The organism is Bradyrhizobium sp. 25ACV (assembly GCF_054863005.1).
This window is the reverse complement of the sequence record NZ_JAVAYO010000015.1, coordinates 185,262-201,775: the sequence shown is the minus strand read 5'-3', so window position 1 is coordinate 201,775 and position 16,514 is coordinate 185,262. Positions and strand designations below refer to the sequence as shown.

Sequence of the window (16,514 nt, the reverse complement as noted above, 5' to 3'; positions counted from 1 at the left end):
GTCAGCGGCCATCTCGTCACCGACGGCAGCGGCAACACCACCGTCTATCTCGGCAGCACCGGCACGCCTGCAACGCTCGCGACCGTCGACGATCTGTTGAGCGCGATCGATCTGGCCAGCGGGGTCAAGACGGTGTCCATCACTTCGGGCGCTGCGTCGATCACCTTTAGCGCCAGCCAGCCAGGTGGTGCTGCTGGTGTCTCGACCGTTGCTGGCGGTGCCGTCACGCTGAGGAGCTCGACAGGCGCGGATCTGAGCGTCACCGGCAAGGCCGACCTGCTCAAGGCCCTCGCCCTGACCACGTCCACGGGTGCAGGCAATGCCACCATCGACGTCCCCCGGACCACGAGCGCGGCCTCGCTGGGCGCGACCATCGCGGACGGTTCGACGCTGAACGTCGACGGTCACGTCATCACCTTCAAGAACGCGCCGGTTCCGGGCTCGACCGGTGCTCCGAGCGTTCCGAGCGGCTTCGGTGTCAGCGGCAACGTCGTCACCGACGGCAACGGCAACTCGACGGTCTATCTGCAGGCCGGCACGGTCAACGACGTCTTGAAGGCGATCGACCTTGCCACCGGCGTGCAGACAGCATCGATCAACGCCAGCGGCGTTGCCTCGCTCACCACCGCCACCGGCCAGTCGAACTCGACGATCAATACGTCTGGTCAGCTCAAGATATCGACCGGTGTCAACGCCGACCTCTCGATCACCGGCACCGGCAACGCGCTGAACGTGTTCGGCCTCGCCGGCAACACCGGCAACGCGACCGCCTTCACCGCGGCGCGGACCTCCGGCGTCGGCGGCCTCAGCGGCAAGACCCTGACCTTCTCCTCCTTCAATGGCGGCACGGCGGTCAATGTCACCTTCGGCGACGGCACCAACGGCACGGTCAAGACGCTCGATCAGCTCAACACCAAGCTTCAGGCCAACAACTTGTCTGCGACGATCGACGCCAACGGCCTGCTGACCATCACCGCGTCCAACGACTACGCGTCCTCGACGCTCGGCTCGACGGCTGCCGGCGGTGCGATCGGCGGCACGCTCACCACGGCGCTGACGTTCTCGACGGCTTCCAACCCCGTCCAGGATGCGGTTGCCCAGACGGCGCGTGCCAATCTGGTGTCTCAGTACAACAACATCCTGAACCAGATCGACACGACCTCTCAGGACTCCTCGTTCAACGGCGTCAACCTCTTGAACGGCGACCAGCTCAAGCTGGTGTTCGACGAGACCGGCAAGTCGAGCCTGAACATCACCGGCGTGACCTACAACTCCAAGGGTCTTGGTCTTGCTGCCCTGACCGTCGGCGTCGACTTCATCGACAACGCCGCCGCCAACAGGGTGCTGACCAACCTGAACGCCGCGTCGAGCACGCTGCGCTCGGAAGCCTCGAGCCTCGGTTCGAACCTCTCGGTCGTGCAGATCCGTCAGGACTTCAACAAGAACCTGATCAACGTGCTGCAGACCGGCTCGTCCAACCTCACCCTGGCCGACACCAACGTCGAGGCGGCCAACAGCCAGGCGCTGTCGACCCGCCAGTCCATCGCGGTCTCCGCGCTGTCGCTGGCCAACACCTCGCAGCAGAGCGTGCTCCAGCTGCTCCGCTAATAAGAGACTGAAATTACTAGATAAAACCGGGCGGCGGGGTCATTTGCCCCGCCGCTCTTTTTTGCGTCCGGAGGCGGGCAGGGGCGTTCACCGGCGGTTAACCCTATCGATTAAACCGGCGTTAACCATACTTTAAAGGACACCCCCTAAAACTGGACAAAAGCCCGCTTTCGAGACCGCGCGGCCGATTCGTATCCGGTTCAAGAGGAAGACTCGCCAATGTCCAACATCGTTCTCTCGGCGTCCGTTCGCCAGAACCTGTTGTCGCTGCAGTCGACGGCCGACTTGCTGGCCACGACGCAGGAGCGGCTGTCGACCGGCAAGAAGGTCAATACCGCGCTCGACAATCCCACCAACTTCTTCACGGCGCAGGGGTTGGACAACCGGGCGAGCGACATCAGCAACCTGCTCGATGGCATCAACAACGGTGTCCAGGTGCTGCAGGCCGCCAACACCGGCATCACCTCGCTGCAAAAGCTGATCGACAGCGCGAAGTCGATCGCCAACCAGGCGCTGCAGACCACGGTCGGCTATTCCACCAAGTCGAACGTCTCCACCACGATTCCCGGTGCGACGCCCGCCGATCTGCGCGGCACGACCTCCTATGCGAGCGCGACCGCCAAGAGCAACGTGCTCTATACCGGTGCTGCCGGTGGTACGACCCCGGTCACCGGGACTGCGGCGCTCGGCGCGTCGCTCGGCTCAAGCGCGGGTACGGTGGTCGGGTTCGCCGCGACGGCGGCCGACGGCACCACCGCACTCTCCGGCACCGCCACGCTGGTCGGCACCACCGCATCCACCACATTCGGGAGTGCGCCTGCGGATGGCGACACCATCACGGTGAACGGCAAGACCATCACCTTCCGCACCGGCATCGCTCCGAGCACGCAACCGACCGGCTGGGGCCTCGACGCCAGCGGACACATTGCCACCGACGGCAACGGCAATTCGATCGTCTATGAAGGAACGGCGGCTGCGCCCGGGGCGACCGTTAACGACGTCCTCACCGCGATCGACCTCGCCAGCGGCGTCAAGACCGCCACGATCAGCGCGAGCGCGGCGACCATCGCGGTCAGCGGTTCGGCGGGTCCCGTCGGCACGCTTCAGGTGGCATCGTCCATCACCGGCGGCCAGGTCACGCTGAAGAGCTCGACCGGCGCCGATCTGAGCGTGACGGGCAAGGCCGATTTCCTCAACAAGCTCGGTCTGACCGCGGCGACCGGCGCAGGCAATGCGAGCGTGACCGCGAACCGGTCGACGACCGCCGGCTCGCTCGGTTCTCTCGTTCAGGACGGCTCGACCCTGAACATCGACGGTCACACCATCACCTTCAAGAACGCGCAGACGCCGCAATCGGCAGCAAGCGTCACGTCGGGTGGCGTCAGCGGCAACATCGTCACCGACGGCAACGGCAACTCGACCGTTTATATCCAGAGCGCGACGCTGACCGACCTGCTCAACGCGGTCGACCTCGCCACTGGCGTCAAGACTGCGAGCATCTTCAACGGCGCGGCGGCACTGTCGACCACGGCGGGCCAGATCCCGTCGTCGGTCAACAGCAGCGGTCAGCTTGCGCTCTCCACCGGCATCAACGCCGATCTCTCGATCACCGGCACCGGCAACGCCCTCAGCGCGTTCGGCCTCAGCGGCAATACGGGAACGGCGACCGCCTTCACCGCGGCGCGGACCTCCGGTGTTGGCGGTGTCAGCGGCAAGACTCTGACCTTCTCCTCCTTCAACGGCGGTACGCCGGTGAACGTCACCTTCGGCGACGGCACCAACGGCACCGTCAAGACGCTCGATCAGCTCAATGTGCAGCTTCAGGCCAACCACCTGACGGCGACGATCGACGCCAACGGCGTGCTGACGGTCACCACCGTCAACGAATACGCCTCCTCGACCCTTGGCTCGACGGCCGCGGGCGGTGCGGTCGGTGGTACGCTCACCGGCGTGCTCGCCTTTACCACCGCGCAGCCGCCGGTTCAGGATCCCGTCGCGCAGACGGCGCGTTCGAGCCTGGTCAGCCAGTTCAACAACATCCTGGCGCAGATCGACACGACGTCGCAGGACTCGTCCTTCAACGGCATCAACCTGCTCAACGGCGACACGCTGAAGCTGGTCTTCAACGAAACCGGCAGCTCCACGCTCGGCATCAACGGCGTCGTGTTCAACGCGGCCGGCCTCGGCCTCAGCAATCTCGTTCCCGGCACGGACTTCATCGACAACGGCGCCACCAACAAGGTGCTGGCCAGCCTGAATGCCGCCTCGAGCAGGCTGCGCTCGGAAGGATCCTCGCTCGGTTCGAACCTCTCGATCGTGCAGGTGCGTCAGGACTTCTCCAAGAACCTGATCAACGTGTTGCAGACCGGCTCGTCCAACCTGACGCTCGCCGACACCAACGAGGAAGCGGCCAACAGCCAGGCGCTGTCGACCCGCCAGTCGATCGCGGTGTCCGCGCTGTCGCTGGCCAACCAGTCGCAACAGAGCGTGCTGCAGCTGCTCCGCTAATCTCGCAGCGCAAGCTCGCCACACGATATATCGCGGCGGGGCTAACGCTCCGCCGTTCTTTTGAGGGAGATCGCTAAGACAAGATTAGCTGAGATCGACACGCATCACGCGAGCGAGTTTACATCGTTCATGTGTGGATCTAGCGTTGCGCTGACGAAGAGCTCCGTAACCCGTAATTATCCGGAGGGCTTCCAAGCACAACACGTAAGCAAATCTTAAGCGGTGCTGCCTAGGGTTGGGAAAGAAATCCTTAAGCGTGTCCAACGCGCTAGGTAACCTCCAGGGTGTGATTGATGTCGAATTCCGCTGCCTCGGCTTACGCGCGCGTTGCAACGACCACTGCATCTCCTCGCGACATCGAGGCGCAGACCCTGCTCAAGGCCGCGAACAAGCTCCAGGATGCGGTGAACAACGCCGATCCGCTCAGCGAGCAGACCATGCAGGCGCTGATGTTCAACCGCAAGCTCTGGACCATCTTCCTGAGCGAGGCGATGCGCGACAACAATCCGCAGCCGATCGACGTCCGGCAGAAGATAGCCAACATCAGCGTGTTCGTGCTGAGCCAGACCGCCGCGCTGCAGATGAGCCCGCAGTTCGATCACTTCCGTCCGCTGATCGAGATCAACCGCAATATCGCTGCGGGCCTGTCCGGACGGCCGTGACGAGGACTCGTGATGGTCGGCGTCGCGAGCATTTGCCAGCGATTGCCTCGGCCAGCCGAACCAGGCCGCCGTCACACCCGCTACGTTCGATACGCGATCGTCAGGCGCTGACGTCGGTGCTGAGCGGACGCGAGGGCTCGGACTTCATATCCATGGCATGGAAATAGGCCCGCCGGCGCAGCATCGCTTCGTCGGGGAATTGGTTGACCACCGCGTCGGTCCTGTCGTTGACGACCTGAAAGACGAAGGACGCGGCCGCCTGGTCGAACACGACCTGGCGCGAGACGTTCTCGTGGTTCGGCAGATCGTTGCGCACGGGTGCGCTCGTATCCGCCGCGGCGACCGTCTGGCTCACCGGAAGATCGGTTTGCACAGCCTCGTTCGCCGCCGCATTGGACGTCGTTACGATCTGCACGGGTGCCGGGATCCCCACCGGCCTGATGCTGAAATCTGTACTCATGGCAGCCTCCTGGTTGCCTAACGTGAGTCAAATCCCAACCCCTCTAATAGCGCAACCATGGAACACCAGGACTGAAGACCCGGTAAGGAAACGTGACTAACCGCGCGACGATTTCGCCGCGCGGTTTTTCGTAAAATTGTCGCTTGTTTTTGTGCGCGCTCAGAGCGAGCGGCTGACCGCGAGCGGCGTGATGTGACGCGGGCCCGGAGCTGCGCGGCGACCTGCGGCCGTATAGGTGTTCGGCACGTTGCGCTTCTGGATCTCGGCATTGACGCCGCGCACGACGCTTTCGGAGACCGCGTGCGCGGTCGCGAGCACAGTGAGATTGACCTGGAGCATCGCGCGGAATGCATCGTGATGCCGGTGCAGCGTCGAGAGCAGCTCCGGCGCGGATTTCGCCAGCTGCGCCTGGTTCGCCTTCAACTGGCTGACGGCGCCGACATAGTTTCGCGACAGCTCCTGCTTCTTGCTCTCGAGCGTCATCGCCTCGCGGACCTTGCCGGCGCGAACGAGCTCGGTCTCGCGCTCGATCAGTCCGAGCAGGGCGCTCATCGCGTCCATCAGGTCTTCTGCGAGCTTGCGCGCCTCGGCGCTGCCGGGCGCGGTGTTCGGGCGCTGTTGCATCGGCTGACGTGAGGCGTTGAAATGGTTCATCTCGTTTGACCTTATGCCGTGCGGATCGTTTTCGCCTGCTGCATGATGAGGGTGCGGTAGACCTCGGTGGCGACGCCGACGCCGCCGGCCTTGGCGAAGTTCTTGGAATATTGCTCGGTCAGCATCGAGCGCCACACGCCGGTGCCGGGCGTGTCGCCGAACGGGCCTTCGCCCTTCAGGCCCGAGGTCATCTGCGAGAACATGCTGTTGAGGAACATCGCCTCGAAGTCGGTGGCGGTCTTCTGCGCCCTGGCCTGCTGCTTCGGCGAGACCTTTTGTAGCGCCGCAGCGAGCTCGAAATCGGGCCGGCCGTTGCGGCTCTCGACCGAGAAAGCCGAGGTGGTGGCGAGGCGAGGGGTGTTGATCGTGCTGGTCTGCATCACATCACCTCGATGTCGGCTTCGATCGCACCGGCGGCCTTGATCGCCTGGAGGATGCTGATCATGTCGCGCGGGCCGATGCCGAGGCCGTTGAGGCCGTCGACGAGCTGCTGGAGCGAGACGCCGTCCTTGACGACGGCCAGCTTCTTGCCGTCCTCGGTGACGGTGACGCTGCTGCGCGGCGCGACCACAGTGCGGCCGCGCGACAGCGGATTGGGCTGACTCACCTGCGGGCTCTCGGAGATGGTGACGGTGAGGTTGCCCTGCGCGACCGCGACGGTAGCGACGCGGACGTCGCGCCCCATCACGATGATGCCGCTGCGTTCGTCGATGATGATCTTGGCGGCGAGATCCGGGTCGACCTGGAGCTGTTCGATCTCGGTGAGAAAGGCGACGACGTTGCCCTTGAACTCGGGCGGGACCGACAGCTGCACCGTGGAGGGATCGATCGGTTCGGCGGTCTTGACGCCGAGATAGTCGTTGACCGCGGCCGCGATCCGTTTGGCCGTGGTGAAATCGGCGTTGCGCAGCGCCAGGCGCACGTTCGGCAGCCGATTGAGCGCGAACTCGATCTCGCGCTCGATGATGGCGCCGTTGGCGATGCGTCCCACCGTGGGAACGCCGCGCACGATCTTGGCCGCCTCGCCCTCAGCCTGGAATCCGGAGATCGCGAGCGAGCCCTGCGCCACCGCGTAGACATTGCCGTCGGCACCTAACAGGGGAGTGACGAGCAAAGTGCCGCCCTGGAGGTTCTTGGCATCGCCGAGCGCGGAGACGGTGACGTCCATGCGCGTGCCCTGGGTGGCGAAGGCCGGCAGATTGCCGGTCACCATCACGGCGGCGACGTTGCCGGTGCGGATGGTGGCGCCGCGGATGTTGACGCCCATGCGCTCGAGCATCGCCTGCAGCGACTGCTTGGTGAAGGGGATGTTGTTGAGCGTGTCGCCGGTGCCGTTGAGGCCGACGACGAGACCGTAACCGATGAGCTGGTTCTGCCGCACGCCTTCGATATTGGCGAGGTCCTTGATGCGCGAGGTCGCAGCCGCCGACGCGAGCGACAGCACCAGCGCCGACAGCGCCGCGCAGGCCACCCCAACAATCCTCACCCAACGAACGCTTGGCATCCTCTGCTCCCCAAGGATCCTCAAAAGGCTCCTCAAATCGGAAGGACCTGCACGACACTCCCATGACGAGCTGGTCCGGCGCTGTCCTTGCGAGGGCTGTGCCAACCCGGGGCGGCGGTGATAGACCGCTGAATAGGTTGAATAAATCTGTTTCGACCGGTGTCAGCCGGCGTTGTCCCTGAGGAGCGAAACTGCCGCCCGTCGGCAGATTTTGCCGGGCCGTTTACGCGCCGTTAACCATAAGACAGCGAAGGTGACCGCATCGATCACCCGGATTCCCTCCGATGCGCATCTACGGACCGAACGGCACGACGCTTGGAACGCCGGCCAACCAGGCCAGGCGGACCGGTTCCGGCATCTTCGTGTTGCCCGACACCTCGTCGGCGCAGGAGACCCGGAGCGCTGCCGCACCAAAGGCCGCCACCAACATCGACGGGCTGCTCGCGCTGCAGGGCGTCGAGGAGGATCCGGTCGAGCGCCGCAAGCGCTCGGTCACCCGCGGCAGGACCGCGCTCGACGTGCTCGACGATCTCAAGATGGGGCTGTTGGCCGGCAATCTCGACGCCTCGACCGTGATGCGCCTGCGCGATGCTGCGGCGAACCTGAAATCGTCCTCGGGCGATCCCGGTCTCGATGCGGTGCTGTCCGAGATCGAGCTGCGCGTCGAGGTCGAACTCGCCAAGGCCGGACGGGCTTAATTAGACAGTCGTCGCCCGGCTTGACCGGGCGACCCAGTATTCCAGAGACAGTCATTGTAGAGTCGAGAAGCCGCGGCGTACTGGATGCCCCGATCAAGCCGGGCATGACAGCGGGAGGTTGGGGTGCGGAGTGCGCCCCGCGCGCGCCTACGCCGCTTCCTCCTTCTGCTGCGTGTCGTAGCGGCGCTGGGCGGCGAGAACGTCTTTCAGATTCTGCTCGGCCCAATCGCGCAGCGGATCGACCGCGCCGGCGAGCGTCAGCCCGAGCTGCGTGATCGAATATTCCACCGTCACCGGTACGGTCGCAATGGCATGGCGCCTGATCAGCCCATCGCGTTCGAGCGATTTGAGAACCTGGCTCAGCATCTTCTGCGAAATGCCTTCGATCGTGCGGCGTAACTGATTGAAGCGCATCGGCTCCTCGCGCAGCAGCAGCAGGATCAGCACCGCCCATTTGTCGCCGATGCGATCGAGAATCTGGCGGGTGGGGCAGTTCGCTGCATAGACGTCGGGTTTCATCGTCGGTCCTCGGAATCCGTTTTCGTCGCTCGCGGTGCGCGTGGCAGTTACCCTTGCGTAATCAGGTAAGCACAAAGTGCTCTCTTAACACCAGCATTCTTTGCGATATCTAGTCACTGCTAGTTACCACAGAAGCAAAGGAGCCTTCCATGAAAATCGCAGTTGCCGGCGCCTCGGGTCGGGCCGGGTCGGAAATCACCAAGGAACTATCCCGCCGCGGCCATGCGGTCACGGCCATCGCCCGGAACCCCGAGAAGATCGCGGCCCTGCCGAACGTCACGCCGACCAAGGGGGACGTGCTCGACCAGGCGGGCCTTGCCAAGCTGTGGGCCGGGCACGACGTCGCCGTGAGTTCCGTGCACTTCCTGGCCAGCGACGCTCTCAAGCTGATCGGCGCGGCGAAGGACGCCAAGGTTGGTCGTTACCTCGTCGTCGGCGGCGCCGGCAGCCTCGAGGTCGCACCGGGCGTGAAACTGGTCACGACTCCCAATTTTCCGGCCCAATACAAGGCGGAAGCGGAGGCAGGCTCGGTCTTCCTCGACCTGCTGCGGCAGGAAAAGGATCTGAACTGGACCTTCATTTCGCCGTCGGCCCTGTTCGTCGAGGGGGAACGCACGACCAAGTTCCGCCTCGGCACCGATCAGCTTCTCGCAGATGCGAACGGCAAGAGCTGGATCAGTTTCGCCGACTACGCCATCGCGCTGGCTGATGAGATCGAAAAACCGGCCCATCTGAAGCAGCGTTTCACGGTCGGTTACTAGGCCTTCGGCCGCCCCCGGGCTTTTGCGGATAAACCTTCCTGTGCAAGGGTTTGGGGGCGGTAACCGAGTGATTAAGGAAATATTGTCTGTCACAGGTGGCCGCTATATAAGGCCCCGCTCAGCGGACTTCGTTCCGCGTGCGAGTCGTTGCTTAGACAGATAGGCCGCCCTTGGAAAAGTTGAAAAACTACCGACCGACCGAAAAAGAGCCTTTCATGAACGACCGGCAGAAGGAGTACTTCCGTTTGAAGCTCCTCGCCTGGAAGGATGAGATCCTCAAAGAGTCCAAGCTCACCCTGCAAGCCCTGCAGGAGGAGAACGTGAACCACCCCGATCTCGCCGATCGGGCATCGTCCGAAACCGACCGTGCCATCGAGCTCCGTGCCCGCGACCGCCAGCGCAAGCTGATCGCCAAGATCGACGCCGCGCTCCAGCGTATCGAGGACAACACCTACGGTTATTGCGAGGACACCGGCGAGCCGATTTCTTTGAAGCGGCTCGAAGCCCGGCCCATCGCGACGCTCTCGGTGGAAGCGCAGGAGCGCCACGAGAAACGCGAGAAGGTTTATCGCGACGAATAGAGCCTGAGCCGCCGCGTGCGGCTCTTTTGTTTTTGGCTCACGGCGTCGCTTGAACGCCGCCGGTCCGGCGCGTAGATTCGCGCCGCCATGATGATTTGCACTCTCAACATCGCATCGGTCTTCTTCCTGGGCTGAACGCAAGCGCCTCCGCCGCGGAGGCATTGCGTCCCGCGAGTTCGACTTGCGGCTTCCCAACCGATCGAGCCAGCCGGTTCCGCAGCGAGCGGACGATGAGGGCTGGCGAGCCTTTGAGAGATCATCATGACTGCCAATCCGCGCGCGTTCGACGACGCGCAAATAGCCCAATTCATCCGTGACGGCTTTGTCCGGATCGACAATGCTTTCCCCCGTGAGCTCGCCGAGGCGGCCCGCGTCATCATCTGGCGCGATCCGCCATGCAGCGAACACGACCCCGCGAGCTGGACCCGGCCCGTGGTGCGGCTGCCCTATTATGGCGGCCCGCCGTTCCGGGATGCCATCAACACTGCCGTGCTCCATACCGCCTTCGACCAGATCGTCGGGCAGGGGCGATGGCGGCCGCGACGCGACATCGGCACCTTTCCGGTGCGTTTTCCGCATCCGGACGATCCGGGCGACGACGGCTGGCATGTCGATCTCAGCTTTCCCGGCGAGGCCAGCAACCCGAACGAGACGCAGGATTTCTCGGCCTGGCGCGTCAACATCACCTCGCGGGGGCGGGCGCTGCTGCTGCTGTTCCTGTTCTCCGATGTCGGTGACGACGATGCGCCGACGCGGATCCGGGTCGGCTCGCATCTGCCGATGGCGCGCTACCTGGCGCCAGCCGGCGATGCGGGGCGGGCGGACATGATGCTGGAGCAGATGGGGGCCGATTGTCCGGTGGCGCTCGCGACCGGTGCAGCCGGCACGGTCTATCTCTGTCATCCCTTCCTGGTTCATGCCGCGCAGAAGCATCGGGGAACGCGACCGCGCTTCCTGGCGCAACCACCGCTGCATCTCGCCGAGCCGTACCGGCTGGAGCGGAGCGAGGGCGACTACTCGCCGGTCGAGGTCGCCATCCGCCTCGCGCTTGGACGCATTTGACGGAAGCGATGTCACTGCACGCGGCGTTGTGGCGGGTTCCTGCGCCACAACACCGCTGTCGTCCGATGCCAATTGCCGGGATCGCGAAAAATGAATCGCGATCAATGGGCTAGAGTCGAATCCTGCATGCTCACGTGAGTTCGCATGAGAAAAAGCCTTCACTTCAGGTGCGGGAAGTTTTGCGAGTCGCATCAAGGAGATCGACCGGCATCTTGAGACGGCGGCGCAGCGGCTTCATTCATCGCTGCAATCAGGGTCTCGTTCCGCGCGGGGCGGGCGGGCCTGGCGCGTGGCTCCATAAAGACCGGACCAACTCAATATTTCCTTAAGCGGCGGGAGCCCCCGTATTCGGCCCGCCCGAGCGCCGACCAGCGCTTGTCAGGCGCGGACGGGGATGCTGAACTGAGCGGCAATGTTGCGTAGCGTGGGAGGCGGCGCCGATGGATAAGATTCTCGAAGCCGCAAAGGCGATCGCGCTGGCGCGCCGCAACCATGCGCCGCTCGCGGCGCTGGAGCGTCCCCCCATTGATGAGGCCGAGGGCTACCAGGTCCAGCGTGCGGTGCACGATCTGCTGCTGCCGCATCTCGGGCCGCTGGTCGGCTACAAGATCGGCTGCACCAGCCAGGTGATGCAGGACTATATCGGCATCCCGCATCCCTGCGGCGGCGGCGTATTCCAGAAGGGCGTACACGACACCGGCGCCAAGCTCGCCGCCTCCAACTATGTCCGGGTCGGGGTCGAATGCGAGATCGCGGTGCGGCTGAAGCGCGACCTTGCCGCCGGCGAGGCGCCGTTCACGGCCGAGTGGGTCGGCGAGGCGGTCGAGGCCTATCATCCCGCGATCGAGATCGTCGACGACCGCTACGTGAAGTGGGAGTCGATGGGCGCGCCGACGCTGATCGCCGATGATTTCTTCGCGGCCGGCTGCGTACTGGCCCCGGCGGTTCCGCGCTCGTCGGTGCCGGACCTGAAGGCGGTCAAGGGCCGCGCCATCCTCAACGGCGAGGAGGTCAGCCACGGCACCGGCGCCGACGTGCTCGGTCATCCCCACAACGCGCTCGCCTGGCTCGCCAACCATCTCGCCGCCGAAGGCAAGTCTCTTCACGCGGGACAGCTCGTGCTGACGGGCAGCCTGGTCAAGACGCTGTGGCTGAAGGCCGGCGACAAGGTGCGCATGGAACTGGACGGGCTGGGGGCGGTGGAGGTGAAGTTTACCTGAGACAAACATGGTCTCTCGCCCCAGACGCAGCGCAGTGCTCCGGCGATGCGAAGCATCGTCCGGTGCGGTGCGCTGCAGAGCCGGGGCCCATGCAGCAGCGCGTCGAGTAAATGTCTGGGTCCCGGCTCTGCGCCGCACCGCTGACGCGCTGCGGCTTGTCCGGGACACGCGCGCGATTTCGTCCGGCAGACACCACTTTCGTTCTTTCATCGCGATCGCAGACACGCCTCCGCATCCTCGCGGCATCTTCGGCCCGAGCTTTGCTGTCGGCTTGCCCTCCTGAAGATCAAGAAGGCGCAGGGAAGGCCGGGCGCCGGCTGGCACCCGCAATCCCGTGTGCGAAGGATACGCGCACGGGTGGATCACAGGTGACGCCGGGCTCCTCCCTGCGCGATGGTTTTCACGGTGTCCTTCGTGCTCTCCTCGGGGAGCGATGCACTATTGCCCCCGTCGCCTTGCGGATGATCGATGCGCGCACCGGTTGGCCGCCACATCACCGCAGGACTTGACGCACAGACCCCGAGCGTCAGGACCACACGACTTCTCCGTCCGCGCACATCCTCGCTGGGTCAACGAGAATTTCTAAAATCCGAAAATTCTGAAATAGAAAATTGGTAACGAATATGGTACCATGGATACCGTATCGAGGGTCGTAGCCCGTTTCGGGAGTGGCACGACGGGCTCGACGCGCAGGCAGCCGCGGCAGTCTCCGTTGCAATCGGATGCCTCGCCGATGGAAACACTTCGAACGTGAAGTCGATCGGCGAGGGCGCCGCTGAATTGAAGATCAATCGTGGCCCCGGCTACCGGGTCTACTTCGGGTGGGACGGCAGCGTGTTGGTGATCCTGCTGGGTGGCGGCACCAAGCAGAGGCAGCAGACCGATATCAGTGTCGCGCTTCGCCGGTGGCGCGACTACAAGGCGCGCAAACGGAACGAGGGATAGACGAATGCCATTGACCCATAGTTTTCAAGAGACCATTCGCGCGCGGGCAGAGCGCGATCCCGCCTTTCGCGAGGCGCTGTTCCTGGAGGCGATGCAGGGCTTGTTGCAGGGGGATGTCGACTACGGCCGTACCGCGCTGCGGACCTACATCAATGCCACGATCGGTTTCGAGCGGCTGGGTGAGGTGCTTGACCGTCCGCCAAAGAGCCTGATGCGGATGTTCGGGCAGCGCGGCAATCCGACGGCCGAGAACCTGATGGCGGTGATCCATGCGCTCCAGAAGGAGACCGGCGTGCATCTGGAAATACGCGCCGTCGCGAATGCGGCGTAAGGAGTACACACTCTCTCCGCCGTTGTTGCGAGGAGCCCCTTAGCGACGAAGCAATCCAGAATCGTTTCCGCGGACACAGCCTGGATTGCTTCGCTTCCGCTCGCAATGACGGAGATTGGGGGGCGGCGTCTCTACAACCGCGCGGACCTGAGCCGCAGCTCGCAGCCTGCTTTCGTCTTCAAAATACATGCGGCCTCCGGCAGGGGAGCTACCGGAGGCCGCGTAGTACATCGTCGTTCGCGCCTAGGTTCACGAACACGATGTGGGAGCTCGGGAGAGACTTAGAAGGGCAGCAGCACGTCCATCACCTGCTGGCCGTAGCGCGGCTGCTGCACGTCCGTGATCTGGCCGCGGCCGCCATAGGCGATGCGGGCCTGCGCGATCTTGCTGGAATCGATGGTGTTGTCGCTCTGGATGTCTTCGGGGCGGACGATGCCGGCGACCACGAGTTCGCGGATCTCGTAATTGACGCGGATCTCCTGCTTGCCCTCGACCACGAGGTTGCCGTTCGGCAGCACCTGGGTGACGACCGCGGCGACGTTGGTCTGCAAGGCTTCCGTGCGGTTGACCGAGCCCTTGCCGTCGCTGGAGGCGGTGGAGCCGGCGGTGAGGAGGCTGCCGGGCAGGATCTTGTTGGCCTGCGTGATCGTCTTCGCGCCGAGGAAGTCGGTGACCTGAGAGTTTTCCGAGTTGGTGCGGCTGCGCTGGGTCTCGTTGGCGATGTTGGCCTTGTCGGTGAAGTTGACGGTCACAGTGAGGAGGTCGCCGACCTGGCGGGCGCGCTGGTCCTTGAAGAAGGCGCGGCTGCCGTTGCGCCACAGCGAGTTCGGATTGTAGGAGGCGACTTCCGGCTTCGGCATCGGCATCTGCACCGGCTTGTAGCCCGGCTGCGCCGTCGGATTGTCGATCGCGGACAATTTCGGCTGCTCGCCGATCTGCGACAGGCGGTCGATCGAGGAGCAACCGCCCAGCGCGCAACTGGCCAGCAGTAGCGCAGAGATCGCGATGCGACGAAGACGGTAAGCCGAACTGAAAGCGGACATGACGAACTCTTACTTGGCTTGAGCTTGCGAGACGCGAGCTTGCGGGATCTGGGCTTCTGCGATCTGGGCCGGCGAGGCGGGGGCCTGCACTAGGTTCCGGACGAGGGCTGCGGTGTCGACGGGGGCGGGCGCCTCATCACGCTTGAGCGAGGAGGTCTGCTCGACCGCGGGCGCCATCGGTGCGGACTGGCTGGCGCCCTGGATCGTCACCTGGCCGCGGCCGGTGACGACGCCGGTTAGCGTCCGCTTGGATTGCACATTGAGCACGCTGACGGTGTCGCCTTCGGCGCCGCTCTCGATCGCCTTGCCGCGCGACGTGAGATAGAGGCCGGGCACCTGGTAGATGATGGTGACGTTCTGATCACGCACCACGAAATCGGGCTTGACGATGTCGGCGGCACGGAGCGGGGTGCCCGCGCGCATCGGCCGGCGCAGCTGCATGCCGATGCTGCGGTCGCGCGAGGCGGGCTCGCCGGTGACCTCGGCCTTCGGCCGGCGTTCCAGCGTGACGTCGGAGGACTTCAAGAGATCGAGACGCTCGATGTCGCGCGTCAGCACGGCCACTTCCACCGTCTCGATCGCGGTCCCGGTGAAGCGCAGCTTGGTCGGGGTCGGATTGCTGTCGTTGGCAATCTCGAACGCAATGTCGAACCGGCCGCTGCGGGCGTCGTAGCGGGTTGCGACCGGCTGGAGCGCGCCGGAGTTGGAGGCATCCAGCCGCATCTCGGCGACGCCGCGGTCGAAGGTGACAGTGATGTTGGCGGCGTCCCCGAGGCCGAAGCGGCGCTCGAGTGCCGAGGCGACCGCGGTTTCGAGATCCTTGTTCGCGAGCGTGCGGGCGAGGCGGGTGACCTGGACCTCCTTGAGGTCGCCGGTCATGACGCCGATCACCTGCTTTGCGCGGAGCACCGACAGCACCTGCGCGACCGTCAGCGTGCCGGTGGTGCCGAGATCGGGCGAGCGGTAGACCGGGATCAGCGCGGCCGAACCGGCATTGTCGATGAGATCGCCGACCCGCACCACGTCCGAGGTCACGGTGACGCTCGCGCGCAGTGTCGGCGAGGCGATGAAGTCGTCCGCGGCCGCTGCCGGCAGGGCCAGCGCGAGCAGGGCGGAGATCGTGGCGAGGGTGGTGCGGATCATAGTCATTGCCTCAGCGGAACAGCGCCGTGGTCGATTGCATCATCTGGTCGGCGGCACTGATCACCTTGGCGTTCATCTCGTAGGCACGCTGGGCGGCGATCAGGTCGCTCATCTCCGAGACGACGTCGACATTGGCCTGCTCGAGGCTGCCCTGGGTGATCTTGCCGTAGCCCTCGGAGTTCGCGGTGCCGTCCTGCGGCGGGCCGGACGACGGGGTTTCGGTGAACTGGTTGCTGCCGACCGGCTGCAGGCCTGCCTTGTTGATGAAGCGGGTCACGCCGATCTGGCCGACGATCGAAGAGGTCGACGAGCCCGGCAGCGTCACCGAGACCTGGCCCTGCTCGCTCACGCTGATGCCGGACGCGTTGTTCGGGATCGTGATGCTCGGCTGCACCGGGTTGCCCTGGGCGGTGACGACGCGGCCCTGATTGTCCATCTGGAAGGTGCCGTCGCGGGTGTACTGGTAGGTGCCGTCGGGCATCAGGATCTTGAAGAAGCCCTCGCCGGACATCGCGAGGTCGAGATCGTTGCCGGTCTGCGACAGCGTGCCCTGCGTCATGCTGCGCGGCGTGCCGACGGTCTTGACGCCGCCGCCGATGTCGACGCCGACGGGCAGGATGGTGCCCTGGTCCGAGGCCTGCGCGCCGACGCGGCGGACGTGCTCGTAGATCAGGTCCTGGAACGCCGCGGTCTGCTTCTTGAAGCCGGTGGTGCGCAGGTTGGCGATGTTGTTGGAGATCACCTGAACGTTGAGTTCCTGTGCCGCCATTCCGGTCGCTGCGGTGTGAAGCGCCTGCATGTCAGTTCTCCCTCAA

Annotated in this window: 18 protein-coding genes; 10 read left to right on the top strand and 8 right to left on the bottom strand. The window is 64.7% G+C overall.

Annotation, left to right across the window (positions count from 1 at the left end; all coding sequences use genetic code 11):
• The 3 genes from RAD04_RS29890 to flaF all read left to right on the top strand — a co-directional run.
• The coding region (locus tag RAD04_RS29890) for a DUF1522 domain-containing protein (protein ID WP_461626661.1) at nucleotides 1-1,608 on the top strand (1,608 nt) is incomplete at its 5' end.
• Between the two features lie 219 nt (nucleotides 1,609-1,827).
• Nucleotides 1,828-4,116: a DUF1522 domain-containing protein gene (locus RAD04_RS29885; RefSeq protein WP_461626660.1), complete on the top strand. Its 2,289-nt coding sequence runs from the start codon at nucleotides 1,828-1,830 to the stop codon at nucleotides 4,114-4,116.
• A 293-nt stretch (nucleotides 4,117-4,409) separates the two neighbouring features.
• Nucleotides 4,410-4,778 carry a flagellar biosynthesis regulator FlaF gene (flaF, locus tag RAD04_RS29880; protein WP_008554779.1) on the top strand — a complete coding sequence of 123 codons (369 nt, stop codon included), beginning with the start codon at nucleotides 4,410-4,412 and terminating at the stop codon, nucleotides 4,776-4,778.
• 100 nt (nucleotides 4,779-4,878) lie between these two features.
• On the opposite strand, the gene RAD04_RS29875 is transcribed toward flaF, so the two are convergent.
• The 4 genes from RAD04_RS29875 to RAD04_RS29860 form a co-directional block, all read right to left on the bottom strand.
• On the bottom strand, nucleotides 4,879-5,238 hold the full coding sequence (locus RAD04_RS29875; RefSeq protein WP_461626659.1) for a hypothetical protein: 360 nt from the start codon (nucleotides 5,236-5,238) through the stop codon (nucleotides 4,879-4,881).
• A gap of 159 nt (nucleotides 5,239-5,397) precedes the next feature.
• Nucleotides 5,398-5,892 (bottom strand): hypothetical protein, encoded by a 495-nt coding sequence (locus tag RAD04_RS29870; RefSeq protein ID WP_461620500.1) that lies wholly within the window; start codon nucleotides 5,890-5,892, stop codon nucleotides 5,398-5,400.
• 11 nt (nucleotides 5,893-5,903) lie between these two features.
• Entirely contained in the window at nucleotides 5,904-6,272 is a 369-nt protein-coding gene (gene flgJ, locus RAD04_RS29865) for a flagellar assembly peptidoglycan hydrolase FlgJ (protein ID WP_461626658.1), read from the bottom strand.
• A complete protein-coding gene (locus RAD04_RS29860; RefSeq protein ID WP_461626657.1) occupies nucleotides 6,272-7,396 on the bottom strand; it encodes a flagellar basal body P-ring protein FlgI in 1,125 nt (374 codons plus the stop codon). The genes flgJ and RAD04_RS29860 overlap by 1 nt, the downstream gene beginning before the upstream one ends.
• Before the next feature lie 284 nt (nucleotides 7,397-7,680).
• Here RAD04_RS29860 and RAD04_RS29855 point away from each other — a divergent pair, with 284 nt between their 5' ends.
• Entirely contained in the window at nucleotides 7,681-8,094 is a 414-nt protein-coding gene (locus RAD04_RS29855) for a flagellar assembly protein FliX (protein WP_461626656.1), read from the top strand.
• 147 nt (nucleotides 8,095-8,241) lie between these two features.
• On the opposite strand, the gene RAD04_RS29850 is transcribed toward RAD04_RS29855, so the two are convergent.
• Nucleotides 8,242-8,613, bottom strand: a complete 372-nt coding sequence (locus RAD04_RS29850; RefSeq protein ID WP_091965430.1) for a winged helix-turn-helix transcriptional regulator — start codon at nucleotides 8,611-8,613, stop codon at nucleotides 8,242-8,244.
• A gap of 149 nt (nucleotides 8,614-8,762) precedes the next feature.
• Between RAD04_RS29850 and RAD04_RS29845 the strand changes: the two genes are divergently transcribed.
• The 6 genes from RAD04_RS29845 (at nucleotide 8,763) to RAD04_RS29820 (ending at nucleotide 13,513) form a co-directional block, all read left to right on the top strand.
• Complete coding sequence (locus tag RAD04_RS29845) at nucleotides 8,763-9,374, top strand: NAD(P)-dependent oxidoreductase (protein WP_461626655.1); 612 nt, start codon at nucleotides 8,763-8,765, stop codon at nucleotides 9,372-9,374.
• Nucleotides 9,375-9,589: 215 nt separating this feature from the next.
• Nucleotides 9,590-9,955, top strand: a complete 366-nt coding sequence (gene dksA / locus RAD04_RS29840) for an RNA polymerase-binding protein DksA (RefSeq protein WP_008554760.1) — start codon at nucleotides 9,590-9,592, stop codon at nucleotides 9,953-9,955.
• A gap of 261 nt (nucleotides 9,956-10,216) precedes the next feature.
• Nucleotides 10,217-11,017: a phytanoyl-CoA dioxygenase family protein gene (locus RAD04_RS29835; protein ID WP_461626654.1), complete on the top strand. Its 801-nt coding sequence runs from the start codon at nucleotides 10,217-10,219 to the stop codon at nucleotides 11,015-11,017.
• Nucleotides 11,018-11,457: 440 nt separating this feature from the next.
• Nucleotides 11,458-12,237: a 2-keto-4-pentenoate hydratase gene (locus RAD04_RS29830; RefSeq protein WP_461626653.1), complete on the top strand. Its 780-nt coding sequence runs from the start codon at nucleotides 11,458-11,460 to the stop codon at nucleotides 12,235-12,237.
• A 621-nt stretch (nucleotides 12,238-12,858) separates the two neighbouring features.
• Nucleotides 12,859-13,182, top strand: a complete 324-nt coding sequence (locus RAD04_RS29825) for a type II toxin-antitoxin system RelE/ParE family toxin (protein ID WP_461626668.1) — start codon at nucleotides 12,859-12,861, stop codon at nucleotides 13,180-13,182.
• 4 nt (nucleotides 13,183-13,186) lie between these two features.
• On the top strand, nucleotides 13,187-13,513 hold the full coding sequence (locus RAD04_RS29820; protein ID WP_461626652.1) for a helix-turn-helix domain-containing transcriptional regulator: 327 nt from the start codon (nucleotides 13,187-13,189) through the stop codon (nucleotides 13,511-13,513).
• Nucleotides 13,514-13,794: 281 nt separating this feature from the next.
• Here RAD04_RS29820 and flgH read toward each other — a convergent pair whose 3' ends face one another.
• From flgH to flgG, 3 genes are read right to left on the bottom strand one after another with little or no spacing between them, the layout of a single operon-like run.
• Nucleotides 13,795-14,556 (bottom strand): flagellar basal body L-ring protein FlgH, encoded by a 762-nt coding sequence (flgH, locus tag RAD04_RS29815; RefSeq protein ID WP_018321847.1) that lies wholly within the window; start codon nucleotides 14,554-14,556, stop codon nucleotides 13,795-13,797.
• A gap of 9 nt (nucleotides 14,557-14,565) precedes the next feature.
• Nucleotides 14,566-15,699: a flagellar basal body P-ring formation chaperone FlgA gene (gene flgA, locus RAD04_RS29810; protein WP_461626651.1), complete on the bottom strand. Its 1,134-nt coding sequence runs from the start codon at nucleotides 15,697-15,699 to the stop codon at nucleotides 14,566-14,568.
• Between the two features lie 10 nt (nucleotides 15,700-15,709).
• Complete coding sequence (gene flgG / locus RAD04_RS29805; RefSeq protein WP_461620491.1) at nucleotides 15,710-16,498, bottom strand: flagellar basal-body rod protein FlgG; 789 nt, start codon at nucleotides 16,496-16,498, stop codon at nucleotides 15,710-15,712.
• Nucleotides 16,499-16,514: the final 16 nt, after the last annotated feature.